Origin of the sequence: Methylotenera sp. (assembly GCF_029945535.1) — a bacterium.
Taxonomy (GTDB): domain Bacteria; phylum Pseudomonadota; class Gammaproteobacteria; order Burkholderiales; family Methylophilaceae; genus Methylotenera.
On record NZ_JAQSCU010000018.1, the window covers coordinates 233,993 to 258,610 of the forward strand.

The 24,618-nt window shown below is 44.2% G+C and carries 21 protein-coding genes; 9 read left to right on the forward strand and 12 right to left on the reverse strand.

Annotated features, from left to right (window positions below; genetic code table 11):
- Nucleotides 1-17: 17 nt before the first annotated feature.
- From purD to PSU72_RS12750, 5 genes are all read left to right on the forward strand, one after another.
- On the forward strand, nt 18-1,286 hold the full coding sequence (purD, locus tag PSU72_RS12730; protein ID WP_300432982.1) for a phosphoribosylamine--glycine ligase: 1,269 nt from the start codon (nt 18-20) through the stop codon (nt 1,284-1,286).
- 2 nt (nt 1,287-1,288) lie between these two features.
- Nucleotides 1,289-2,224 (forward strand): oxygen-dependent coproporphyrinogen oxidase, encoded by a 936-nt coding sequence (hemF, locus tag PSU72_RS12735; protein ID WP_300433302.1) that lies wholly within the window; start codon nt 1,289-1,291, stop codon nt 2,222-2,224.
- A gap of 25 nt (nt 2,225-2,249) precedes the next feature.
- Nucleotides 2,250-3,581: a M18 family aminopeptidase gene (locus PSU72_RS12740; protein ID WP_300432984.1), complete on the forward strand. Its 1,332-nt coding sequence runs from the start codon at nt 2,250-2,252 to the stop codon at nt 3,579-3,581.
- A 99-nt stretch (nt 3,582-3,680) separates the two neighbouring features.
- On the forward strand, nt 3,681-5,009 hold the full coding sequence (locus PSU72_RS12745; protein ID WP_300432987.1) for a sodium:alanine symporter family protein: 1,329 nt from the start codon (nt 3,681-3,683) through the stop codon (nt 5,007-5,009).
- Between the two features lie 32 nt (nt 5,010-5,041).
- Nucleotides 5,042-6,400: a sodium-dependent transporter gene (locus PSU72_RS12750; protein ID WP_300432989.1), complete on the forward strand. Its 1,359-nt coding sequence runs from the start codon at nt 5,042-5,044 to the stop codon at nt 6,398-6,400.
- Between the two features lie 74 nt (nt 6,401-6,474).
- Here the strand turns inward: PSU72_RS12750 and PSU72_RS12755 are convergent, their stop codons facing one another.
- From PSU72_RS12755 to PSU72_RS12770, 4 genes are all read right to left on the reverse strand, one after another.
- Entirely contained in the window at nt 6,475-6,792 is a 318-nt protein-coding gene (locus tag PSU72_RS12755) for a c-type cytochrome (protein WP_300432991.1), read from the reverse strand.
- 216 nt (nt 6,793-7,008) lie between these two features.
- Nucleotides 7,009-7,953, reverse strand: a complete 945-nt coding sequence (locus PSU72_RS12760) for a D-hexose-6-phosphate mutarotase (protein WP_300432993.1) — start codon at nt 7,951-7,953, stop codon at nt 7,009-7,011.
- Nucleotides 7,954-8,037: 84 nt separating this feature from the next.
- Nucleotides 8,038-9,888 (reverse strand): dihydroxy-acid dehydratase, encoded by a 1,851-nt coding sequence (gene ilvD, locus PSU72_RS12765; RefSeq protein WP_300432995.1) that lies wholly within the window; start codon nt 9,886-9,888, stop codon nt 8,038-8,040.
- Nucleotides 9,889-9,971: 83 nt separating this feature from the next.
- Nucleotides 9,972-12,470 (reverse strand): EAL domain-containing protein, encoded by a 2,499-nt coding sequence (locus PSU72_RS12770; protein ID WP_300432997.1) that lies wholly within the window; start codon nt 12,468-12,470, stop codon nt 9,972-9,974.
- Nucleotides 12,471-12,744: 274 nt separating this feature from the next.
- Between PSU72_RS12770 and lgt the strand changes: the two genes are divergently transcribed.
- Complete coding sequence (gene lgt / locus PSU72_RS12775; RefSeq protein ID WP_300432999.1) at nt 12,745-13,530, forward strand: prolipoprotein diacylglyceryl transferase; 786 nt, start codon at nt 12,745-12,747, stop codon at nt 13,528-13,530.
- A 222-nt stretch (nt 13,531-13,752) separates the two neighbouring features.
- Nucleotides 13,753-13,953 carry a hypothetical protein gene (locus PSU72_RS12780; protein WP_013147082.1) on the forward strand — a complete coding sequence of 67 codons (201 nt, stop codon included), beginning with the start codon at nt 13,753-13,755 and terminating at the stop codon, nt 13,951-13,953.
- A gap of 29 nt (nt 13,954-13,982) precedes the next feature.
- Here the strand turns inward: PSU72_RS12780 and PSU72_RS12785 are convergent, their stop codons facing one another.
- The 3 genes from PSU72_RS12785 to PSU72_RS12795 are packed head-to-tail and all read right to left on the reverse strand — an operon-like array spanning nt 13,983 to nt 16,514.
- Nucleotides 13,983-14,249, reverse strand: a complete 267-nt coding sequence (locus tag PSU72_RS12785; protein WP_300433002.1) for a TIGR03643 family protein — start codon at nt 14,247-14,249, stop codon at nt 13,983-13,985.
- Nucleotides 14,240-14,443, reverse strand: a complete 204-nt coding sequence (locus PSU72_RS12790) for a YbdD/YjiX family protein (protein ID WP_300433004.1) — start codon at nt 14,441-14,443, stop codon at nt 14,240-14,242. The genes PSU72_RS12785 and PSU72_RS12790 overlap by 10 nt, the downstream gene beginning before the upstream one ends.
- Nucleotides 14,444-14,456: 13 nt before the next feature.
- Nucleotides 14,457-16,514, reverse strand: coding sequence for a carbon starvation CstA family protein (locus PSU72_RS12795; protein ID WP_300433006.1), 2,058 nt, complete (start codon nt 16,512-16,514; stop codon nt 14,457-14,459).
- A 179-nt stretch (nt 16,515-16,693) separates the two neighbouring features.
- Between PSU72_RS12795 and PSU72_RS12800 the strand changes: the two genes are divergently transcribed.
- On the forward strand, nt 16,694-18,523 hold the full coding sequence (locus PSU72_RS12800) for an ABC transporter transmembrane domain-containing protein (RefSeq protein WP_300433008.1): 1,830 nt from the start codon (nt 16,694-16,696) through the stop codon (nt 18,521-18,523).
- A gap of 20 nt (nt 18,524-18,543) precedes the next feature.
- On the opposite strand, the gene PSU72_RS12805 is transcribed toward PSU72_RS12800, so the two are convergent.
- From PSU72_RS12805 to PSU72_RS12825, 5 genes are all read right to left on the reverse strand, one after another.
- A complete protein-coding gene (locus tag PSU72_RS12805; protein ID WP_300433010.1) occupies nt 18,544-19,779 on the reverse strand; it encodes an MgtC/SapB family protein in 1,236 nt (411 codons plus the stop codon).
- A gap of 21 nt (nt 19,780-19,800) precedes the next feature.
- Entirely contained in the window at nt 19,801-20,475 is a 675-nt protein-coding gene (gene radC / locus PSU72_RS12810; protein WP_300433012.1) for a DNA repair protein RadC, read from the reverse strand.
- A 13-nt stretch (nt 20,476-20,488) separates the two neighbouring features.
- Nucleotides 20,489-21,253 (reverse strand): hypothetical protein, encoded by a 765-nt coding sequence (locus PSU72_RS12815; protein ID WP_300433014.1) that lies wholly within the window; start codon nt 21,251-21,253, stop codon nt 20,489-20,491.
- Between the two features lie 30 nt (nt 21,254-21,283).
- The gene (locus PSU72_RS12820; RefSeq protein WP_300433016.1) at nt 21,284-22,258 is read right to left on the reverse strand and encodes a PEP/pyruvate-binding domain-containing protein; all 975 of its coding nucleotides are present in this window, start codon (nt 22,256-22,258) and stop codon (nt 21,284-21,286) included.
- A 69-nt stretch (nt 22,259-22,327) separates the two neighbouring features.
- Complete coding sequence (locus PSU72_RS12825; RefSeq protein WP_300433018.1) at nt 22,328-23,389, reverse strand: hypothetical protein; 1,062 nt, start codon at nt 23,387-23,389, stop codon at nt 22,328-22,330.
- A 14-nt stretch (nt 23,390-23,403) separates the two neighbouring features.
- Between PSU72_RS12825 and coaBC the strand changes: the two genes are divergently transcribed.
- The gene (coaBC, locus tag PSU72_RS12830; RefSeq protein ID WP_300433020.1) at nt 23,404-24,600 is read left to right on the forward strand and encodes a bifunctional phosphopantothenoylcysteine decarboxylase/phosphopantothenate--cysteine ligase CoaBC; all 1,197 of its coding nucleotides are present in this window, start codon (nt 23,404-23,406) and stop codon (nt 24,598-24,600) included.
- The last annotated feature ends 18 nt before the right edge of the window (nt 24,601-24,618 follow it).

Below are 24,618 nucleotides of genomic sequence, written 5' to 3' on the forward strand. Positions count from 1 at the left end.
AAGGTAAAGCTAACAATATGAAAGTAATGGTCATTGGCAGTGGTGGTCGCGAGCATGCACTTGCGTGGAAAATTGCGCAGAATAAAGAAGTCAGCCGCGTCTATGTTGCACCTGGTAACGCCGGCACCGCACTTAACCCTGACATGATCAACGTACCAATTTCTAGCGTACAAGATTTACTAGAATTTGCCCAAAAAGAACAAATCCAGCTAACCGTTGTGGGCCCAGAAGCACCTTTATCACAAGGTGTGGTAGATGTATTTCGTGCCAATGGACTGAAAATTTTTGGTCCGACCAAAGCCGCAGCGCAATTAGAAAGCTCAAAAGATTTCGCCAAAGCATTTATGGTGCGCCACAACATTCCCACTGCAGCTTACGCCACGTTTACCGATGCTAAACTCGCGCACGACTATGTCACCGCACAAGGCGCGCCGATTGTAATCAAAGCCGATGGCTTGGCCGCTGGTAAAGGCGTTGTAGTTGCGATGTCAGATGATGAAGCACATGCAGCCATCGATGCGATGCTTTCTGATAACAAGCTAGGCAGTGCTGGCGCACGTGTGGTGATTGAAGAGTTTTTAACGGGTGAAGAAGCCAGCTTTATTGTCATGGTTGATGGCAAAAACATCTTAGCGCTCGCTACCAGCCAAGACCACAAACGCCTGCAAGATGGCGACCAAGGTCCAAATACAGGCGGCATGGGTGCCTATTCACCTGCACCAGTAGTGACGCCAGAGATTCATGCAAAAGTAATGAGAGAAGTCATACGCCCAACCGTAGATGGCATGGCGAAAGATGGCATTCCTTACACAGGTTTTTTGTACGCAGGACTGATGATTTCACCAGATGGCAGCGTTAAAACTTTAGAGTTCAACTGCCGCATGGGTGACCCAGAAACTCAGCCGATTATGTTGCGTCTGAAAAGTGACTTTGTAGCACTCGCAGAACATGCGGTGAATGGCACACTAGATCAAGCAGAAACTGAGTGGGACAGACGCACGGCACTTGGCGTAGTCATGGCGTCTGCAAACTATCCAGACACACCAAGATTAGGTGATGAAATCACTGGCTTACCAACAAATTTAGTAGATGCACATGTGTTTCATGCTGGCACCACACTTAAAGATGGCAAAACATTAACTAGCGGTGGTCGCGTGCTGTGTGTAACGGCACTAGGTGAAACAGTTAAATTCGCGCACCAGCAGGCTTATAAAATCATCGACGAAATTAAATTTGATGGGGCACAATATCGCAAAGATATTGGCTATCGCGCGATTAAAGGCTAATGATGAACACAGCCAACACGAGTCATATCGACACTAGCGACATCTACAATTACCTGCAGAAATTGCAGACAAAAATTATAGAAGCCATAGAGTTGGTGGACGGTAAAACCTTTCTGCAAGATAGTTGGCAGCGCCCTGAAGGTGGTGGAGGTAACTCCTGCTTGCTTGAAGAAGGCAATGTGTTTGAACGTGCTGGCGTCGGTTTCTCTCACGTATTAGGTACAAAATTACCACCAGCAGCGAGTGTTGCACATCCTGAAGCGGCTGGACGTCCGTGGGAGGCGATGGGCGTGTCACTAGTGTTTCACCCGCGTAACCCATACATTCCAACTGTACACATGAATGTGCGCTTTTTTATTGCCAAAGCCCAAAATGACAATGAGCAGGACATTTGGTGGTTTGGTGGCGGCATGGACTTAACGCCGTATTATGGCTTTGAAGAAGATGCAGAGCATTTTCACCGCACAAACAAAACGGCATTAGATGCCTTTGACACAAGCTATTACCCGAAATTTAAAAAAGAATGTGACGAATATTTCTACTTAAAACATCGTAAAGAACCGCGTGGTATAGGCGGTATTTTTTATGATGATTTTAGCGAATTAGGTTTTGAACGTAGTTTCGATTTCCACCGCGCAGTCGCGGATTCATTCCTGCAAGCTTACTTGCCTATCGTGCAACGTCGTAAAGATACACCTTATGGCGAGCGAGAGCGTGATTTTCAAGCTTATCGTCGCGGCCGTTACGTCGAATTTAATCTAATCTACGACCGTGGCACGATTTTTGGACTTCAATCTAATGGTCGTACTGAGTCTATACTACTGTCTATGCCCCCAATCGTTAAATGGCGTTATGACTGGAAACCAGAAGCTGGTAGCGCAGAAGCTAAGTTGTATACAGATTTTTTAATCGATAAAGATTGGCTTTCAATCACTTAACTTATAAGCACCCATGTGATGACCCATGACAAAAATTTCTACAGAAATTAAAGCCGAAGTTAAATCTCAGGCGCAAGATTTACTCAATTTTATTGACGCCAGTCCCAGTCCTTGGCACGCGGTGGATAGCGTTGCGAAACTATTAAAAGAAAATGGCTTTAAGCCGCTCATAGAAAATCAACCATGGCAGTTTAAAAAAAATGGTCGCTATTATGTGGTACGTGATGGCGCTTCTATTATTGCATTTGTCATTGGCAACCAAGCGTTAGCCGATACTGGTTTTCGTATTGTCGGTGCACATACAGACTCACCCGGCCTGCGCTTAAAACCTAAAGCGGCATTTAGCAGTCAAGGTATTGCTCAACTTGGTGTTGAAGTATATGGCGGCCCCATTTTAGCAACGTTTACCGATCGCGACCTAAGCCTAGCTGGGCGCGTGATGGTGCGTGAAGGTGACTCATACGTTGCACGCCATGTTCAATTTAACAGCTCCATTGTGCGCCTGCCCAACCTTGCCATTCACATGAATCGTGAAGTGAATGACAAAGGCTTGGTGCTCAACAAACAAACTGGTTTGCCGCTGATTTTTGGTTTTGCTGCAGACACGGCAGAAGCACATGCACAACTCACAAACGCACTTGCAAAAGAATTAGCCGTAGAAGCTGCGGACATTATCACGTGGGATTTAAGCGTTTACGACACGCAAAAAGGCAGCTTTTGGGGCTTGAATGAAGAATTTATCGCCAATAGCCAATTAGATAATTTAGCCTCTTGCCATGCCGCGATTAGCGCTTTGTTGAGCAATAAAAAGCCCGATAGCACCAGCATTTGCGCCCTGTTTGACCATGAAGAAGTCGGCAGTGAAAGTGCCACTGGCGCCAGCGGAAGCTTTATGAGCGATGTGATTACGCGCATTTGCGCATCTACTAACACCTCTAGCAGCACTAGCGCAGAAGACCGTTTGCGCGCACTAGCCAATAGCTTTTTTGTTAGCGCAGATATGGCGCACGCCTATCATCCCAATCACGCAAGCAGTTACGAACCCTGCCACCACGCACTTGTCAACCAAGGCCCCGTGATTAAAACCAACGCAAATCAGCGCTACAGCACCAATGCTGAGACTGCCGCACGCTTTATCCAACTTTGCCAAAAAGCAGAAGTACCTTATCAACAATATGCGCACCGTACTGACTTAGGCTGCGGCAGCACGATAGGCCCAATACTAGCTGCGCAACTTGGCATAGCGAGTATCGACGTTGGCAACCCAATGTGGGCAATGCACAGCATACGCGAAAGTGCCGGCGTGCTAGACCATAGTTACATGATTGCAGTATTAAAAGAGCTCTTTAAAAGCTAATAAATCACTGCCCAAAACGCATTGCACACAACAATGAAAGTTATGTCTATAATCTAACCTGACTCTCCCCTAATTTAACTCACTAACAGGCTAATCAGCATGCAAACATTCGAGGCTATCATCTCTACCCTTTCTGGCTGGGTATGGGGTCCACCAATGTTAACTTTGCTCGTCGGCACGGGGCTTTACCTCACCATTCTTCTTAAAGGTATGCAGTTTCGTGCATTGCCATTAGCCTTCAAACTAATATTCCGCAAAGATCATCACCATGAAGGCGATATTACGCACTTTGCAGCACTGATGACTGCGCTTGCAGCAACGGTTGGAATTGGTAATATCGTTGGCGTTGCCACCGCCATTACATTAGGCGGCCCTGGCGCCGTATTTTGGATGTGGATGACTGGCTTGGTAGGTATGGCCACTAAATATTCCGAAGCGGTATTAGCCATGAAGTACAGAGAAAAAGGCCCGCACGGTATGCGTGGCGGCCCTATGTATTATCTAGCAAAAGGTGCAGGGCTACCTTGGTTAGGCACAATATTTGCCGTATTTACGGCCTGTGCTGCCTTTGGTATTGGCAACATGACACAAGCCAACGCCACCGCTAAAATTTTTGAATCTACTTTTCACATTGCCCCTTACATTACGGGCTGGGTGCTGATGATACTCACAGGTGCAGTGATTCTTGGCGGCATTAAATCTATTGGTAAATTCACCTCGTTTTTAGTGCCGTTTATGATTGTTGGCTATGTAGGCACTTCTTTAGTCGTTTTATTTATTAATGCAGACCAAATTCCAAATGCTTTTGGTTTGATTTTCTCAAATGCATTTAGCCCAGCATCAGCCACAGGCGGCTTTGCAGGCGCAACCATTGCAGCAGCCATGCGCTATGGTATTGCACGTGGCGTATTTTCAAATGAATCAGGCTTAGGCTCTGCGCCAATCGCAGCTGCGGCCGCCCGCACAGGCGACCCCGTGAAACAAGCCTTGGTGAGCATGACACAAACCTTTATTGATACTTTAGTGGTTTGCACCATGACGGCGCTGATTATTCTTACCGCAACTTCTTGGACACACGGCATCAGCGCCAGTGAACTTACTAGCGCAAGCATGGCAGAAACATTGGGCGATACAGGTAAAATCATTGTCGCTATTTCAACGGCATTATTCGCTTACTCAACTTTAATTGGTTGGAATTACTATGGTGAGAAAGCCGTTGAGTACTTATTTGGCTCAAAATCGATAGCTATTTATCGCGTAGTGTTTACTGCCGCTGTCATTGTAGGCGCAACGATGAGCTTAGAATTGGTTTGGAATTTTTCTGACCTGATGAACGGCATGATGGCGATTCCAAATCTGATTGGTTTATTACTATTATCCAAAGTAGTTAAGGCCGAAACTGATCGGTTCTTTAGCGAGAAACATTAACCGCCACTTATCAATCATGAGCCATTTGAATCATGAGTCACTCACCACACCGTAGCCATTGGAACAACCGCTGGACATTCATGCTAGCCACCGCTGGCTCGGCGATTGGCTTAGGTAATATTTGGAAATTGCCCTACATGATAGGCGTGAATGGTGGCAGCGCGTTTGTATTGGTATTTGTTGCCTGTATTTTTTTAGTGGGCATTCCGTTAATGATGACTGAAATATTACTCGGTCGCCGTGCGCAAAAAAATCCACTGGATGGCATGCAAGCACTCGCCATTGAAGCAAAAAGGTCAACGGCTTGGAAATATCTAGGTGGTATGGGCATGTTGACGGGCTTACTGATACTCAGTTTCTATAGCGTCATCGGTGGCTGGGTTCTGGCCTACATTATTGAAGCTGCTCGTGGCAGTTTTAGCCAAATTACTGCAGCACAATCTACCGCCAACTTCGACACTTTATTAGCCTCCCCTTTACAATTACTCGCTTGGCACACCGTATTTATGTTCATGACCATGAGCGTAGTGGCACATGGCGTTAATTCTGGCTTAGAAAAAGCGAATAACATTCTCATTCCATCGCTGTTTGCCATCTTATTGATATTGCTTGGCTACAGTATGTCGGTGGGTGATATGCATGCGGCTTTTCAATTCATGTTCAAACCTGACTTTTCTAAAATCACACCCGTCGCAGTATTATCAGCGCTTGGGCATGCATTCTTCTCTTTGAGTTTAGGCATGGGTGCTGTCATGGTTTACGGCTCATATCTACAGCGTAATGTCTCCATTGCCCGCACCACCATTTACATTGCGCTAGCAGATACCCTACTGGGCTTATTAGTCGGCTTGGCCATTTACTCTTTAGTATTTGCCAATCACTTGGCCCCAAATGCAGGTCCTGGCTTAATATTTCAAACGTTGCCCATTGCTTTTGGCCACATGCCTGCGGGTGGTTTTATTGGTATGCTTTTTTTTATATTGGTCGCTTTTGCTGCGTGGACTTCATCAATTTCATTGGTTGAGCCAGCCATTGCCTGGATTGTAGAAAATACAAAAATTAAGCGCCATACTGCGGCATGGGCAATCGGGCTAGCCGTTTGGTTGCTTGGTATTGCTGTGGTGTTATCTTTCAACGAATGGAAAGCCATAAAAATCATATTTGGGCTTAATATTTTTGAAACGCTTGATAAGCTAACATCCACTATTTTATTGCCGCTTGGTGGCTTATTGATGGCGATTTTTGCAGGTTATTTTATGAATAAAAATCATGTGCAAGAAGAGTTGGATTTAAATGATCAACATTTCAAATTTTGGCACTTTACCAATAACTATATTGCTCCCATCGCTATTGGAGCGGTATTCTTATATTTATTTGGGCTCATCAAATAAGCTCAACACAAAATACTCAATAACAAAAAAGCCAGCTTTTTGAGCTGGCTTTTATTGATGACACTACAACTATATTATAGTGACAATATCCAATGAACGATTGTTTTGATATCTTCATCTTTAACTTGTGGGCTGTTTGCTGGCATTGGCATAGGACCCCAAACACCACTACCACCGGCTTTAACTTTAGCTACTAACTTAGCTTCAGCGCCTTTATCACCTTTGTATTTTGCAGCAACATCTTTATAACCTGGGCCTAAAATTTTCGCATCTACGCTGTGGCAAGCTAAACAGCCACTTTTTTGTGCTAATGCTTTAGCATCTTCTGCGTTTGCTTGACCAGCAACTAACATTGAACCAGCCAAAGCGATTGTTAACATTAAAGCTTTCATGCTATCTCCTTGAATTTACACTTAATAATTAGTTTGCATTTTTTGCAACGAGCTATGATACCTACAATTTTAATTTAAACAAGTGAGCTTTATCAATTACTTAAAGAATACTCAATAAATTAAATTTTTCATCAAACTTACAACATTATCAATGCTCTGTGAACATATAACGCCCTTATATATTCGTGCGTTGACAGCTTTTGAAAACTTTCTTGCTTACAGCGTTTCAACTGCGTATTCCGCGCTAATCACATGCGTTCTTCCAGGATTAATTACCACCATATTATCCATCGCGTTAGTTGTTTCTACGCAAACCATTTTACGCCATTCATCTGGCGCACCCATATCTGCCATTTGTGCAGATTTTTCAGCGCCTGGACTCCACACCACGGTGGTATCACTACCTGATTTTGAAACATGAATCAGGCGATTGAATCCCTTGTCATGTACCGTACAATCTGAGCTATGGTTGATAAACACACGGTCAAACTCACCATCAAATGTTAGCGGGTTGTGCTCTACATGACGTTCATATTTGAGCATTTTGTCTGAATACACACAATCTTGCAGACCTGTAATTTTTACATTGGCAATATCACTAATGTTTAAATAAGTGTGAAACGCTTCACTAATGACAAATGGATGGTCTGCTTGATTAGTCGTGGCTAAATCAACGCGCAAACGTCGACCAACGGTGATGGTAGCGACTAGCGTGTATGGATATGAAAGCTGGCGTTTTGCTTCTGGTGTATCGACCATTTCCAACATAATACGCGTAGCACCTGTTGGCGTGGCATCAACATCAATCACGCGCCAAGGAATAACGCGTGCGAAGCCATGCGGACAAAAAGTACTGTCTGTTGGATGTGCGCCAAACCAAGGCCAGCAGATAGGCACGCCACCACGTATTGAGCGACCTTTTACATATCTTGCATTGCTTGATAGCCACAACACTGGTTGTGTTAAGAACTTAGGTTGCCAAGCCATGACATGTGCGCCTTGCAGGGCGATTCTGGCCGTACAGAGCGGGTTATCCACCTCAAGATATTGCATGCCATTTTCATCTTGCGTTTGCATCACATGTGCGTGAAGCTTTAAACGCTTCTTCGTTTGAAATGCATTTGCATCTAACGGGCTAGCTTCTAATGTTTCTGTAGTCATCTTATCAATTACTCTTCAAATTACACGGGTTAATTTATAGGCTTAATTTATCAGCAGATTATTTTATTAGTGAATTAATTAAGCTTACTTTTCAATTTGGCTCACGTCACGCACTGCGCCGCGCGCCGCGCTAGTACTCATTGCCGCATAAGCACGCAAAGCCGGTGAAACTGCACGAACGCGGCCAACTGGCTTCCAAGCATCTTTACCCTTATCTACCATTTTTGCACGACGATGCGACATTTCTTCATCAGAAACCGCTAAATGAATAGTGCGATTTGGAATGTCGATTTCAATCGTATCCCCCTCTTCAACCAAACCAATCGCGCCACCTTCAGCGGCTTCTGGTGATGCGTGACCAATACTCAAGCCTGACGTACCGCCTGAAAAGCGACCATCTGTTAGTAGCGCGCACACTTTGCCCAAATCCTTAGACTTCAAATATGAAGTTGGATACAGCATTTCTTGCATGCCAGGACCACCGCGTGGGCCTTCATAGCGAATCACCACAACATCGCCTGCTACTATTTTATCGGCAAGAATTGCTTCAACTGTAGCGTCTTGGCTTTCAAAAATACGTGCGCGCCCTGTGAATTTAAGAATACTGTCGTCTACGCCGGCCGTTTTAACAATACAGCCATCTAAAGCAATATTACCGTACAGCACAGCTAAGCCACCATCTAGTGAATAGGCATGGGCTAAATCGCGAATGCAGCCTTCTGCACGGTCGTTATCCAGCGTTGGATATAGCATACTTTGTGAAAAAGCGATGGTAGTGACAATGCCTGCTGGCGCGGCGCGGAAGAATTTTTTTACATCTTCATCTGGCGTAACCATAATGTCCCATTTATCGAGTGCATCGCCTAATGTTGCACTGTGTACGGTGGGCGTATCGCGATGAATCACCCCTGCGCGGTCTAACTCGCCCAAAATCCCCATTACGCCACCTGCGTGGTGTACGTCTTCCATGTGGAATTTTTGTGTGGCTGGTGCTACTTTGCACACACACGGTACTTTGCGTGAAATACGGTCAATATCACTCATGGTGAAATCAAGCTCAGCCTCGTGCGCAGCCGCTAACAAATGCAACACGGTATTAGTGCTGCCGCCCATGGCTACATCTAGCGCCATAGCGTTTTCAAAAGCTTTAATGTTAGCAATACTGCGTGGTAAAACGCTGTAATCATCTTGCTCGTAATGGCGTTTAGTGATTTCTACAATTAAACGCCCTGCTTTTAAGAACAATTCTTTACGTGCGCCATGCGTAGCAAGTGCTGAGCCATTACCTGGCAAACTTAAACCTAGCGCTTCTGTTAAACAGTTCATTGAGTTTGCAGTAAACATGCCTGAACATGAACCACACGTTGGACACGCTGAACGCTCAATCGCTTCAGATTTTTCATCACTGACTTTGCTATCAGCGGCCGCAACCATAGCGTCGACTAAGTCTAGCTTCAAAATTTCGCCCTGCCAGTTCACTTTACCAGCCTCCATTGGGCCACCTGAAACAAATACCACAGGAATATTCAAACGTAGCGCTGCCATCAACATGCCGGGCGTGATTTTGTCACAGTTTGAAATACACACTAGCGCATCCGCACAGTGCGCATTCACCATGTATTCGACTGAATCGGCAATCAAATCACGACTTGGCAAGCTATACAACATACCGCCGTGACCCATCGCAATACCATCATCTACGGCAATGGTGTTGAACTCTTTTGCCACGCCGCCTGCACGCTCAATTTCACGCGCAACTAATTGACCTAAATCTTTAAGGTGAACGTGACCCGGAACAAACTGCGTAAATGAGTTACAAACTGCGATAATAGGTTTATCAAAATCGCCATCTTTCATGCCAGTAGCACGCCACAAAGCGCGTGCACCCGCCATGTTGCGGCCGTGAGTAGTGGTTCGAGAGCGATAAACTGGCATAAGTAAAATCCGTAAAATAATAAGTACTATATATAAAGTGTAATTTTAGACCAGATGGCGAAACTAGAGCGGATTAAATATGTTTATTTTTTGAGCATCAACATCAAATTATCTAAACCTACAGACTTGCTAAACAAAAATCCTTGAGCATATTGGCAGCCGTAGCTTTGCAGTAAGCTTGCTTGCGCTTCAGTTTCCACACCTTCTGCAACCAACTCTTTACCCAAACTTTGCACCATGGCGACAATGGCCTTTACCAGCAATGCATGACTGCCATTAGTGGTAATTTCATTAATAAAAGAACGATCTATTTTGACCTGATGAATTGGAAATTTGTTCAAATATGCTAAGGCTGAATAGCCCGTACCAAAATCATCAATAGAAACTCTGATGCCAATTTCATCAAAAGCATCTAGCACCCGATGCACTTCGTAAGCATCCTGCAAGAGCAATCCTTCGGTGATTTCAAATTTGATCCAAGAGGGATTGCATTTTGTTTTATCTATTAAAGACTTGATTCGTTGCAAAAAGTTAAGTTCAACAAATTGCCTAGAAGAAAGATTAATAGAAACTGAAATGACTTCTGTACCGGCATTTGCACTGGCCTCGTTAATGATTTTTGCCGCAACAAATCCTTGCTTAATGACCCACAGCCCAATTTCTACTATGAGTCCAGACTCTTCCGCCACCTGAATAAAAGACGCAGGAGAAACTTCGCCTAACACGGCACTCGTCCAACGGCACAAGGCCTCTACACCAATAAAGCGCTTAGTTTGCAAGTCAACAATCGGCTGAAACTCTAGATACATCTCATCATTAGCTAGCGCATATCGCAATGCTGTTTCAATTTCCAATCGATACCTCATATCCTCCGTTAATACGGGCGAATAGAGTTGGCAGTTATTTCTACCCTTTTGTTTGGCCGAGTACATCGCTGAATCGGCATACTTAATCAAGTCATCGACGTCATGACTGTCTTTGGGGTAACAGGCAACGCCGATACTTGCAGAGACGAAATAACCAGCGCCCGCAATATAATATGGCTTCACAACTTGCTCTAACAAACTCGCAGATTTAGCGACTAGCTCTTCGGTGCTTTTGTAGCCATTAATCAGTATGGCAAATTCGTCGCCACCCATACGTGCAAAGAAATAGCTATCATCTGTATTTTGTTTAATGCGATCAGCCACGCCTACCAATAACTTATCGCCCACTGCATGCCCCATGGTGTCGTTAATGGTTTTAAAGTGGTCTAAATCCATGATGAGTACAGCAAATGCAGCCTGATTCTGCTCAGCTCGCTCAATGGCTTTGTTTAAGGCTTGATTTAGAAACCTGCGATTCGGCAAGTCGGTCAGTGCATCATGAAATGCCAAATGCTCAATGGTCTGTCTATATTCTGCATTCTCAGTAATGTCTGTGGCTATCATTAGCGTACCAGTCACATTATGGTTTTCATCGTACTCTGGAATAAGCTTCACTTGGTGTACAGAAAACACTTCACCATGCCTAGTGTGCATTTCAAACGTCTGATTTTTTTGAGTTTGCATCACCTTTTTTAATTTCTCAGCAAGCTCCTTGCCTGAGATATTAACAATATATGGACTCCATTCCTCTTCAGGCGTTTTAAATAGATAATCCTTATCTGAAACTCCATATTGCTCATCACAATGTACGCTAATGAAAACACGCTTACAGTCTAAGTCATACCGCACAATGGTAATTGGTAGGTTTTTTACCAGTGTCATGTAATCTTGCTGACGCTTGGCCACTTGCGCCTGTAGATATTGCTCTTTAGTAATGTCACGTGCAAAACCAACCGTGCCAATCACCTCATCATTTACAACTACGCAAGACTTAAAGGTTTCAGCCCAGTGTGTTTCGCCATTAGTTTTTACAATAGGCTCTACATGTGTTTTACAAACACCTGTTTGCATCACTTCTTTATCACCTTCAACATAGCTATTAGCCGCCTCTGCCGAGAAATAATCGTAGTCCGTTTTGCCTTCAAGATCATGCACAGAAAGCTGCTTAGCCACCTTAGCAAAAGCATCGTTACAGGCTAGAAAACGACTCTCTTTATCTTTCATCCACACCATAAATGGAAAGGTATCTAACAAGGCACGTAAATAATACTCACGCCTTCTGATTTCTTGATTTTCAATTTGTTTATGAAAGCCATGGTCTCGACCTATGGCAATTACACCCAAGACCTGATCTTGCTCATCAATAATTGGGGCTATATGTAATAAATCATAGACATTATATTGTGTGCTTGGACCTTCACACTCAAAGACAAAAGTAGTAGTAGCGCGCATGTCCATCGCACGCTTCATTTGCACATTCACTTCTTGACTCACACTATTCCATGCCGCTTCAGCTTGGGTGTTAACATAAGCAGCATCTAAAGCCTGTAGCGCGGGATTTTTGTATACTTGCTTACCATGTGTATCGATAATACAAATATTGTCTTGTGCTAGCTGAAAAAGTCTTTCGCATAAGCTTATATAAGCCGCCAAGCCTTTATCCACCTTTAGATTTATCAACTCTGATGTGTTGACGTAAGCATTTGATGCTGACATAAATATCCCAGACAAAAATTGCATCTAATGAGTTAAGTTCAATTAAACCGACTAATTAAAATTGGTTGTGATTGATATTCATAATATTTGAACTATACGCCAAGTTTATGGACTTTGACTATGTCAATTAAAAGCACAATATAGGTAGCGGGCGTGCTAACAAATCTGCACTAAAAAATCGGCTAAATATCATTACAATTTAATTACCTTTATTTAAACCTTTAAGTATTAAAACTTAGGTAAAATTCAGTCTTTACTTAATTGCGCCTCTCTCATGTTCGTTCACCCTAGTTTTGATCCGATAGCAATTCATCTTGGTAAGTTTGGTATTCACTGGTACGGTCTAATGTACTTAGTTGGATTCTTAGCATTTTTAGGCCTAGGTAAATGGCAAATTAATCACAGAAAATGGCATGGCTGGACTATTGCTATGCTGGACGACGCTTTGTTTTTTGGAGCATTAGGTGTGATTCTAGGTGGCCGTCTAGGCTACGTTCTATTTTACCAATTCAGTTATTTTATCCATCATCCATTAGAGATTTTTGCCGTATGGCAAGGTGGCATGAGCTTTCATGGCGGCTTCTTAGGCGTGTTAGTCGCAATGTGGTTATTTGCGCATAAATATCAACTCAAATGGCTGAACATCATGGATTTTGTAGCACCACTGGTGCCGATTGGTTTGGGTGCTGGACGTATGGGTAACTTCATCAATGGCGAGCTTTGGGGTCGTGTCACCAATGCACAATGGGGTATGGTGTTTCCTAAAGTGGATAATCTATTGCGTCACCCTTCGCAGCTTTATGAGTTTGGTCTTGAAGGTATCGTGTTGTTCTCAGCGCTTTGGATATACTCTTCAAAACCGCGTGAAACTGGTGCGGTTTCGGCTCTATTCTTAATTGGTTACGGCAGTTTTAGGTTTTTAGCTGAATATACCCGCGAGCCGGATGCCTACTTAGGTCTACTATCTATGGGCTTTAGCATGGGGCAATGGCTAAGTTTGCCTATGATACTGCTTGGTATCTGGATGTGGTTTCAGGCGCAAAAACAACGCTTTAATTAATATATTTAATCGCTTGGTGATGTCTATGATGAAAATCGAAACCAAGCGATTAAAATCCAACACCTCAATCTAGCACTTCAACTGCACAGCCTAATTTTCACGCCTCACCTCAAATTAATACTATTTATAAATCAATAGCTTAATTTTACTCATTTCCTGCCGTAAAGATGGTATGTACTTTGCATATTGAATAATGTACGTGACCATTTGAGGTGAATGAAAATGAAAAACTTATTTGAAGTAATGTTTAAAAGAGACTCTGGATTTATTGAGTTCAAAGCTGAATTTCAGCCTTTGTACGTCAATTCACCTAGCATTTTGAATACTGCAGATGATGCAGAACATGAATTTGAAAAGACTTCTTTATCTAGCGAAACACAGCAAGACGAGATGCAAATTGATAATATTTACAGCAGTTTTTAGCTCGCTGCTATTGGTGCTATGGCGTCAAACTATCGGTGCAACTTGTTGTGCTGTTTTGATTGATGCCGATTAACCTCAGCGGTTCGCAGCATTGCATGCTTGGTTTTTTGACCATGCGTACGTTCACGCCAAAGCTTGAAAGAGCTAAGCTTTAAATTGGCGCGCATCACTTTAATCACGCCATCTTGATTTAGCCCAAATTGCGCTTCAATCGCCTCAAAGGCGGTTCTGTCTTCCCAAGCCATTTCTATGATGCGCGAAATGTCAGCTTCACTAAAATCAGCACTTAACAACAACGTTTAATCCCTTTCCATTTTTTATCTTGCCACTCTTTAAAAAAAGCTTCTCGTGAAAGCGGGATAAGCGCTTCTTCAGCTAAGCCCTCTTGGTTAGTATGATTATCAGCAAAATGCTTTAAATATTGCTCATAAGCATCATCGCCTGTTAGGCGACGGACGTAGCGCCAAAAAGCTTTTAATTTTTCGAGCATATTAATCTCTCACTCAACTCTCTACTAAACGACTTGGCTCGCGTGCCACTTCTGTGATTGGCAACACTGGCTTACCTAGCATGTACTTATAAGTCACATAGAGCATGTCAATAATCACCACCCATAGCACGGCAACAAAAAACATCGTCAAATACGCATCTAGCTGCTGGTTGAATATCAGCTGAGGCGCAACTGCTGCCTTTTCTGGCGGTAGCACACCTGCTGCCAGCTTAGCCGCCAAATCATTTGCCGCAGCAAGAAAGCCTACACGCACATCATCACTGAATATCTTTTGCCATGCAGCAGTGCTGGTCACAATCACTAACCACACCAAGGGTAGACCTGTAATCCAAACATATTTTGATTTGCCAGACTTAACTAAAATCCCTGTTGCTACACATAAGGCAATGGCAGCGAGCATTTGGTTCGCAATGCCGAATAGTGGCCACAAAATATTTACGCCGCCATTAGGATCGATCACGCCGATATATAAGAAATAACCCCACCCAGCCACCACTAGCGCACTGGTGAAAATAACAGAAGGCATCCAAGAAGTGCGGCCCATTTTTGGCCAAATATTACCGAGCATATCTTGCAACATAAAGCGCCCAACGCGAGTCCCTGCGTCTAGCGTGGTGAGAATAAAAATCGCCTCAAACATAATGGCAAAGTGATACCACAGCGCCAGCATGCTTTTACCAAAAGCATTGCCAAAAATACTTGCCATACCAACCGCCAAGCTTGGTGCGCCACCAGTACGGGCGAACAAGCTGCTTTCACCCATGTCTTTAGCGAGCTGATTCATTTGCTCTACACTCACGGCAAACCCCCAACTATTGATTTTTGCAACCGCATCAATCGCCTCTTTACCCACCACACCAGCAGGGCTGTTAATGGCAAAGAATACGCCAGGCTCTAGCACGGTAGCGGCTATCATCGCCATAATAGCGACAAAGCTTTCTAGCAACATGGCGCCATAACCTATCATCCGAATATCGCGCTCATTGGCTAAAAGCTTAGGTGTAGTACCCGATGAAATCAGCGCATGAAAGCCAGAAATGGCGCCACAAGCAATGGTAATAAACACAAATGGAAATAGTTTGCCGCCGAATATTGGCCCTGACCCATCAGTAAATTGCGTCAGCGCAGGCATGTGAATGTGCGGTTGCAAAATGATAATCGCAACAGCCAACAAAGTGACCGTGCCTAGTTTCACAAAAGTTGATAAATAATCACGTGGTGCAAGCAGCAGCCACACAGGCATGACTGCCGCAGCGAAACCGTAAGCAATAATCACCCAAGCGAGCGTTAAACCTTCGTGATCAAACAAGCCACGCAAAGATTCGTTATGCTCTATCCAACCGCCACCAGCCACTGCTAATAGCAGCAAGATAACGCCCAATGTCGAAGCCTCCAACACCCTACCTGGGCGGAAGTTACGCATATAAAAACCAACTATCATCGCGATTGGAATAGTTGCTGCCACTGTGGAAGTCGCCCAAGGGCTATGCTTCATGGCGTTTACGACCACTAGACCCAATACGGCAATCAGAATAATCATAATCAAAAATGTGCCGATAAGCGCTGCAGCACCACCGATCGGACCAATTTCATCACGCGCCATTTGCCCCAAGCTGCGCGCATTACGGCGAGTTGAGAAAAATAGCGTGACCATATCTTGCACAGCCCCACCTAACACTGCGCCGATTAAAATCCATAACGTACCGGGTAAATAACCAAATTGCGCGGCTAATGTTGGACCAACCAAAGGTCCAGGCCCTGCAATGGCGGCAAAGTGGTGCCCAAATACCACCCATTTATTAGTTGGAATAAAGTCTCGACCATTATCCAAGCGTTCCGCTGGCGTGGCACGTGTTTCGTCTATCACCAATACGGTGGCAGCAATCCAAGCGGCATAGAATCGATAAGCAATCGCGTAAATACATAGTGCCGCTGTAATAAACCACATTGCGCTGATGCTTTCACCACGATTAAGCGCAATAGCACTCACCGCGGAAACGCCTAAAACCAGCACTGCGATCCAGATAATTATTTTGAAATTTTTGTGCATAATAAATATTGAGTGACTATTTTAAGTAATTAGATTCGTTAAGTATAAATCAGACCTGCGATCACGCTAAAAACTTTATTGGAAACTTTGTACTTGAGGTGTTGAATCACAATGAACCTAAATTGTTTTCGGTTGCCAGTTATACTGTCAATAATACAAATTTAACCGAACCGATAAGCATGCAAGCTACCGATACAAACGCGCCAAAAAGTGAACTGTCTATTACATCAAAATCCCCAGCCAAAAAGCTCTCCTCTTTAGGTAACCTTTGGCCATTTTTGTATCCATATCGTTCGCGCGTATTTTTAGCGTTTATACTGCTATGCCTAGGCTCTGCAACGTTGCTCTTAGTACCGCTGGCTTTCAGAGATTTAATCGACTTTGGTTTTGTGACAAAAGCGGCTTCTGCTACATCACATAAGGGACTGATAGGCGCATTAAGCTTAAATGGTCACTTTCTGGTGATGTTCGCGCTTGCCATATTTTGGGCGCTGATGATTGCATCGCGCTACTACACTGTGTCTTGGGTGGGCGAACGCGCTACGGCAGATTTACGTAGCGCCGTATATGCACGCGTCATGACGCAATCGCCACAGTTTTTTGAAACGACTCAAACCGGCGAAGTGCTTTCTCGCCTGACTGGCGACACTACTTTAATTCAAACGGTAGTAGGAAGCTCAATATCTATGGGCTTACGCAGTTTATTTCAGTTTATTGGTGGCATGGTGATGCTGGCTGTCACTAATTTGTATTTGTTTTCATTGAACATCGGTCTGATGTTATTGCTGATACTGCCGATTATTATTATTGGCCGTTCAGTTAAAAAACTATCGCGCGAATCGCAAGACCGTATTGCCGATAGTTCTGCGATGGCAGGTGAAATACTTAACGCCATGCCTACGGTGCAATCGTATACGCAAGAGCAACGCGAGATTGCGCGCTTTAGTAAAAGTGCTGACATTAGCTTTACCACCGCGCTGAAAAGAGTTCGTGTACGTGCCATGCTGACGATGCTGATGGTCACCGCTGTATTAGGCACGATTATTTTTGTGCTTTGGATAGGCGCACGCCAAGTCAGTGCTGGCACAATGACCGGCGGAGAACTTGCTAGCTTTGTACTTTACGCGATGATGGTTGCCGGCGCAGTAGGCACAATGGCAGAAGTTTGGGGCGATGTGATGCGCGCAGCTGGTGCTACCGAGCGCTTACTTGAGCTTCTGCATGCGGAAGTTTCAATTAAAGAGCCAACAAATGCACAAAATCTTATCAACCCCACTAACGCTGCGATTGAATTCAAAAATATCGTGTTTTATTACCCATCGCGTCCGCAAATCGCTGCTTTAGATAATGTTTCATTAAGTATTGTCGCCGGCGAAACCATTGCATTAGTTGGCCCTTCTGGCGCTGGAAAAACCACCTTGTTTCAATGCTTGCTCAGATTCTATGAAATCAACGCAGGTCAAATCACCATCAACGGACAAAATATAGATTCGCTTAGCTTAAATAGCTTACGCAGCAATATCGCCATTGTGCCGCAAGACGCAGTGATATTCTCAGCTAACGCGCTGGAAAACATTCGTTATGGTAAGCCTGATGCGACGGATGCTGAAGTGATTGCCGCAGCTAAAGCCGCCCAAGTAGACGAATTTGTGCATAAATTGCCAGATGGCTATCAAACCTTTTTAGGTGAGCGCGGCACTCGATTATCTGGCGGGCAACGCCAACGCATTGCCATCGCTCGCGCAATCCTTAAAGATGCGCCAATCTTGCTATTAGACGAAGCCACAAGTGCGTTGGATGCAGAATCAGAAATACTTGTTCAGCAAGGCTTGAATGCCGCGATGCAAGGGCGTACCACTTTGATGATTGCGCATCGATTAAGTACCGTGCAAAAAGCTAACAGAATTATCGTGCTAGAAAATGGGCGTATTGTAGAAATTGGCAGCCCCGCACAACTACGTGAGCAAGGCGGACTATATGCGAGGCTGGCAGCGCTGCAACTTGCTTAATTCTAGCGTTCGCTAAACAGCTAGAACAACCACCAACCAAGCCACATTGCCGTCACTTGGATGACCAATCCAGGAATTACTTGAAGCGCAAATGCCTTGCCGCCGCTGACTATGGCTGCGACCACTTTAGATAAGGCATTCACTGAAAAAGCAACCAGTATTGGAATGACAGCATTAACTGCACTTAAATTACCCGCAGCAGCTAACGAAGCCACAGAGATGGTTGAAGCATGCACATCAGCCAGCCCTGCCACTGCCGACGCGACAACTAGCCCAGCTTGACCAAACCAAGCCTTTAAGGCAGCAGAAGCAATCAGTACAACTGCAATAACCGTAGCCAAGATAAGCGCCGTTTTTACGCTAAATGAACGGGTTGGCTTAGTCATTTCTGCCCCATTGTGATGAAATGAATTAAGCGTAACGACCAAGCCATAAATAGCAATCGAAACTCCACCAAAAATCAATGGCACTGCTAAAGCTTGTAATGTGGGTCTATGGATTGCAGCAAGTAGTAGAGTCAGTTGCAAAACCGTTGAGAGGCTGGAAAGCAAGGCGCCTGCGACCGCAGAACCAATTAAAGTTGGCATTTCTTTAGCGCGCGCTCCCATCGCACCTATCGTAGCAATACTGGAAATAAAACCAGAGACCAAACCAACTATTGGTAAGCCTATGCGCCCACCAAGCAAACGCAAAGCCAGGTGCCCCAGCGCGCTAATAAACATCACCAATATAACAATGAGCCAAAGGTTTCTTGGGTTTATCGCATTAAACGGCCCTATAAATTCATTCGGCACCAGTGGCAATACAATCAGCGTTGCCGCAGCAAGTATCAAAAAGTCATTTAACTCGTCCTTAGTCACCGCACCGCGTACAAAACCATGAATAGGCTCTTTCGCAGCCAATAATATTGATGCTGTTACCGCAAGACTAGCGGCTAATGATGGGGCGCTCAGGGCTAATCCACCTAAAATGACAGTGAAAATCAGCGTAATTTCAGTCGTCAGCCCGGGATGTTTATTGACTCTCATGGCATAAGAAATGGCAGCAAAAACTGTAACGCTGAGAACTGCGACGACTAACAGCCAAAAATTGATGGTTGTGCTTACTGCGCCCAGCAGTGAAGCGATAGTAAAGGTCCGTATACCCGCTAAAGACCTATCAGGATCAATACCCTTGCTGCGCTCACGCTCGGCACCTACTAAAAGCCCTATGCCTAAAGACACTGCCAAGTTAAGCCAGAGAGAGTTATCAATCAAAATATTTTCCATAAACTAAATTTACAACAAGCCTCGCTCAACAAATGACAGCGTCGTATTGCCTGCCACAATAAAATGATCCAACACCCGCACATCAACTAGCGCTAATGCTTCTTTTAATTGCTTGGTAATTAACTCATCTGCTTGGCTTTGCTGCGCAATACCAGATGGATGATTATGTGCAAATATAACGCTAGCAGCATTATGGTGCAATGCGCGTTTGACTACTTCTCGCGGATAAACGGAAGTTTGCGTGAGCGTACCGCTGAACATTTCCTCAGTCGTCACTACTCTATTTTGCGCATCTAAAAACAATACAAAAAATACTTCACGCGTCAGATTACCTAATTTCAAACAAAGATAATCGCGTACTTGTTTAGGTGAGTTGAATATATCTTTTACCTGCATTTGCTCACTTAACGCACGACAACTCATTTCAAAAATAGCTTGTAACTGCACATATTTACTACTGCCTATGCCGTGCACTTGGGTTAATTCGCTCAGTTGTGCGGCAAATATTCCGTTTAAGCTGCCAAACTGTGTCAGCAAATCACGCGCTAAATCCACTGCACTTTTACCGGTGACGCCTACACGCAGAAAAATGGCGAGCAACTCTGCATCAGAGAGCGCTTCTACGCCAAGTTCTAACAGCTTTTCACGCGGGCGTTCACTCGCAGGCCAGTCGGTAATTGCCATGCTTACTCCTTAATCACTTTAACCAACCAATCTCACGAGCGGTTTTAGGGCCAATTAATGTTTGCTTCAAGCTTTTAGGAATTTCAGCTTTATTTTCACTGATAGGCGTACGACCACCCATCAACTCAGCCAAGTCTTGCGGATAACGTGGCGATTTTTCTGGCTCGGCAAAGCCATCTGGATAGATAGGCATAGAAGTAGCCAAATCGTACTTATCTGTGGCATTGAGTGTATGCAATAACTCATGTGCCAAAATCACCAAGTTCTGCTTGGAATAAGTACTGTCGCCAAACAAGTTGACGCGACCGATTCTACCTTTATTAAGCGCGGTTGAGTGACTTAAACGTGGATTAGTGACTGGGTCGTAATACAGCAAATACAGTCGAATTGCAGGTTTAACGTTGACTTTAGGACTATGGCGCCATGCGAAATATCTAAACTTTAAACTCCAAACAATCGTACCTAAAACACTTCCATCTTTAGGTGGCGCTGGTGGAATATCAATCACCTGCGCACCTAATTGCATTTCTATCGGCCGACGTAAACCCAGATGATACGGCTCAGCTTCACGTGCAAAGTATTCAGCTACAGGCTCAAAATCCTCGTGCGTTAACGTGCGTAAGTAATCACTCACTTTGGCGCTATTGTCTGCATTAACTGGGTATACCGCAACATATAAATTGTCTTTCCACGCCAAATCGGCTTTATCCAACCAAGTGTTTTGAACCACTGTCGCTAAAATCAATAATAAAATAATGATTCTAATTTTCTTCCACATACCCAATGGCTTTCGTTTTAATAAATGATTTTAATTTTTATAAGTCACGTATGGCCTAGCTTGCACTATCCAAAAAACATCTTGGCCGCCTTGGGTTTCTAGCACCCACTCAATATCTAACACATCAGTCTGATTAAAAATCTCGGCAACATGTTGCGCAGCTTGGCTCAATATTTTGGCACGTCTCTCAGTCAAAATCGCCTCACCTTTTGTTACAGGTCTTTCCAGCATGCCGCCTTTTGGATTAGCCACTAACATGGTCGACTCATCCGAGCGACTAATCACCCGCGTGCCATCATTGCTCGTGTCAAACAAAATCTGCTCAGCAATTTTTTGCCCTTCTACTACGCGCATACCCAAACCCCACTTGGAATTAATAGTATAAGTAGTAGTTTGATGCCCCCAAATATCCGTGGTCAATAACACACCTGCAGCTGCGGCATTCACAGCAGTTTGTATCAATACGGCTGGGTAAACTTGCTCATGTGGAATGCCAAAATGCGCACGCTCTTCAACCGCACGTAAATTCCAAACCGATGCCCACACTTGCTTAATAGCGGCTTCCAGCGCTTTTTTATCTTTTACGTTAGGCACGGTGTCATAAAGCCCCGCGCCGTTAAAACCTTTTAAGTCTTCGGCATTGGTTGAGCTGCGCACAAATACACCACGACCACCAAGCCGTTTTTGCCACCTTGTTTGAATCTTATTAAAAGTGTTCGCAGCAAGTGGCGAATTTGTAATAGCCAAACGAAGGGTCTCTAAACTCGCTTTACGCCAGTTTGCATCTTGTTTGAATTTTGGATCGTTTAAAGTCTTCACAATCAATTGATCGATATGATGCTGTTTGATGTGCGCGAGATAGTAACTAAAAGGGATGCCAAAACCATCAGGGATATTTAAATTAGTATTAGCACGCACCATTTCACCTAAATTGCTGGTTTTAGCACCGTATTTATTAGCATCTTCTGCACTAATTTTACTTAGCGGCAAAAGTGCTGTCGTCATTAAATCTGCTGCAGGCATTACCACTGCAGCTTTAGCCAACTTTGCATTTTTATGCTGCGTAATTTCTGCCTATGTTGCCTCACGCAAGGCGTAACCTGCCTCCGTGATACTATAAAACACTTGCTTACCATCGAAATTCTTAAACTCATTGACGGCACTTTTAATAGTCGCATTAGGAATTCCCCAAGCACTTGCACGCAAATTCACATGCGATAACGGCGTAGAAAACTGCGTGGTAATCACACCGGCTACTGGTGAAATGTCAGGATAACTGCTTTGTAACAACACAATGTCATCCTCATCAAACGTTAAATTCTCAATTTGTATAGTTGGCGGCACAATGACCAGGCGACCAATCGCACTGCCCGTGTTAAACGCTTGATAAGGTAGCGATTGGTAAATTTGATTGTTATTGATGGTTTGAATATGAAAGGGTTTTAACTGACTGGCCACGTGCTCTTGCTCAGATGAGTCTGGTCTAAACACCAGTGGTGCAATGGTAAACGTTTGCTGCAAACGCTTATAAGCCAGCTGAATATCCGGCGCTTGAATAGTATCGCCTTCCCAAAATGAGAAAGTCCATAAGTCACGAGGCGTCGCACTCGCATCTGGTTTAGGAGGTTCTAGCTTAGGGTAGTGCGTTAAATAGCCCAAAATAAACTGCGGCTTTTTCGTACTGTAATTACGGTTATAGGCTTTCATATTGGCTGCCGTACGCGGTATTTTTTGCAAATAATCCACTACAAAATCGGCATGCAACATAAACACATTGCTATCAACAAAGTAAATTTTATTGGTTTTCAGATCAATCACAAACTTAGTAAATTCAGCATCACGTAGCGGTTTACTTAGCTGTTTCCAAGTGGCCATATCTCGCACTTCAGCTTTCCACACTCGGCCAGAAGGCACTTCAGCGGGTGGCTTTGTATGTGTGCAATCGCTACACATAATGCCAGCAGGCGCTTGCTGAGAAGTTAACTCATGGTTTTCAACTGAGTTCATCAGCGCTGGACTCATACGCCGCGCCTCAGCATAGCTCGCACCAAGTAGCATACTTGCACACAGCACAAGCACCCATGTTAAACTTGAAGTTATATTTGAAATTTTGAGCAACTTTATTGTTTTTAGCATAAGCAAAATCTACCATGACAACGCAGATAAATAAACGAATAGTTTCAACAAAGCTTGTACTCGGCATTACTGGCGGCATCGCGGCATACAAAGCGGCTGAACTTGTGCGTTTGCTAGTTAAAGCTAATTACGATGTACAAGTCGTCATGACCGCTGCCGCTTGCCAATTTATTACACCAGTGACTATGCAGGCATTGTCTGGTAAGCCTGTGTTTATTGACATGTGGGATAGCAGCATTAGTAACGGCATGCCGCATATAGAGTTAAGCCGCGAGGCAGACGCGATTCTAGTCGCCCCAGCCAGTGCAGACTTTTTAGCAAAACTAGTGCAAGGCCGCGCGGATGACTTGCTTTCTACGCTATGTTTAGCAAGAGATTGCCCTTTGCTAGTCGCACCTGCAATGAACAAACAAATGTGGGAAAATCCAGCCACGCAACGTAACATCAATCAATTAATTACAGATGGCATTAGTATTTTTGGTCCCGATAGCGGAGAGCAAGCCTGCGGCGAAGTTGGCTTAGGCAGAATGCTAGAAGCAGAAGCTTTACTAGCATTAGTAAACGCTCACTTTACTCCCAAACTATTAGCTGGCAAGCGAGTACTGATTACCGCTGGCGCCACATTAGAAATGATAGACCCCGTGCGAGGCATTACCAATTTAAGCTCAGGCAAAATGGGTTATGCCATCGCTCAAGCAGCAGCTGATATGGGCGCAGACGTCACACTCATCAGCGGAATAACTGCGCTAAATGCAATTAAAAGCGCGACTAACATCAAAGCCGAAAGCGCTCAAGCCATGTATGAGGCTGTTATGAGCAATATCATCAATCAGGATGTTTTTATTGCCGTAGCTGCTGTGGCTGATTACCGCCCTGTAACGCAACATCATGCAAAAATCAAAAAAAACACGTCCTCTCTCACACTAGAACTCACACCGAACAAAGACATATTAGCAGACGTCGCCAGCCTACCCAATGCACCATTTTGCGTAGGATTTGCCGCTGAAACTGAAAACTTACTCGAGCATGCCGAAACCAAACGTAAAGCAAAAAAACTACCACTCATTGTCGCAAATTTAGCTAATGAGGCTCTGGGGAGCGAAGAGAATAGCGTCACACTCATTGATAAAAATGGTGCTCACCCAATAGAACGAACCTCTAAATCTGAAGTTGCCAAACTGTTATTAAATCATATAGCTCACATGCTGTAATTTAACCCATGAATTAAT

What these genes read in the sequence shown, in the direction of transcription:
- purD (WP_300432982.1), top strand. Translation starts at nt 18, where the DNA reads ATGAAAGTAATGGTCATTGGCAGTGGTGGTCGCGAGCATGCACTTGCG.
- hemF (WP_300433302.1), top strand. Translation starts at nt 1,289, where the DNA reads ATGAACACAGCCAACACGAGTCATATCGACACTAGCGACATCTACAAT.
- PSU72_RS12740 (WP_300432984.1), top strand. Translation starts at nt 2,250, where the DNA reads ATGACAAAAATTTCTACAGAAATTAAAGCCGAAGTTAAATCTCAGGCG.
- PSU72_RS12745 (WP_300432987.1), top strand. Translation starts at nt 3,681, where the DNA reads ATGCAAACATTCGAGGCTATCATCTCTACCCTTTCTGGCTGGGTATGG.
- PSU72_RS12750 (WP_300432989.1), top strand. Translation starts at nt 5,042, where the DNA reads ATGAGTCACTCACCACACCGTAGCCATTGGAACAACCGCTGGACATTC.
- PSU72_RS12755 (WP_300432991.1), bottom strand. Translation starts at nt 6,792, where the DNA reads ATGAAAGCTTTAATGTTAACAATCGCTTTGGCTGGTTCAATGTTAGTT.
- PSU72_RS12760 (WP_300432993.1), bottom strand. Translation starts at nt 7,953, where the DNA reads ATGACTACAGAAACATTAGAAGCTAGCCCGTTAGATGCAAATGCATTT.
- ilvD (WP_300432995.1), bottom strand. Translation starts at nt 9,888, where the DNA reads ATGCCAGTTTATCGCTCTCGAACCACTACTCACGGCCGCAACATGGCG.
- PSU72_RS12770 (WP_300432997.1), bottom strand. Translation starts at nt 12,470, where the DNA reads ATGTCAGCATCAAATGCTTACGTCAACACATCAGAGTTGATAAATCTA.
- lgt (WP_300432999.1), top strand. Translation starts at nt 12,745, where the DNA reads ATGTTCGTTCACCCTAGTTTTGATCCGATAGCAATTCATCTTGGTAAG.
- PSU72_RS12780 (WP_013147082.1), top strand. Translation starts at nt 13,753, where the DNA reads ATGAAAAACTTATTTGAAGTAATGTTTAAAAGAGACTCTGGATTTATT.
- PSU72_RS12790 (WP_300433004.1), bottom strand. Translation starts at nt 14,443, where the DNA reads ATGCTCGAAAAATTAAAAGCTTTTTGGCGCTACGTCCGTCGCCTAACA.
- PSU72_RS12795 (WP_300433006.1), bottom strand. Translation starts at nt 16,514, where the DNA reads ATGCACAAAAATTTCAAAATAATTATCTGGATCGCAGTGCTGGTTTTA.
- PSU72_RS12800 (WP_300433008.1), top strand. Translation starts at nt 16,694, where the DNA reads ATGCAAGCTACCGATACAAACGCGCCAAAAAGTGAACTGTCTATTACA.
- radC (WP_300433012.1), bottom strand. Translation starts at nt 20,475, where the DNA reads ATGGCAATTACCGACTGGCCTGCGAGTGAACGCCCGCGTGAAAAGCTG.
- PSU72_RS12815 (WP_300433014.1), bottom strand. Translation starts at nt 21,253, where the DNA reads ATGTGGAAGAAAATTAGAATCATTATTTTATTATTGATTTTAGCGACA.
- PSU72_RS12820 (WP_300433016.1), bottom strand. Translation starts at nt 22,258, where the DNA reads ATGACGACAGCACTTTTGCCGCTAAGTAAAATTAGTGCAGAAGATGCT.
- PSU72_RS12825 (WP_300433018.1), bottom strand. Translation starts at nt 23,389, where the DNA reads ATGCTAAAAACAATAAAGTTGCTCAAAATTTCAAATATAACTTCAAGT.
- coaBC (WP_300433020.1), top strand. Translation starts at nt 23,404, where the DNA reads ATGACAACGCAGATAAATAAACGAATAGTTTCAACAAAGCTTGTACTC.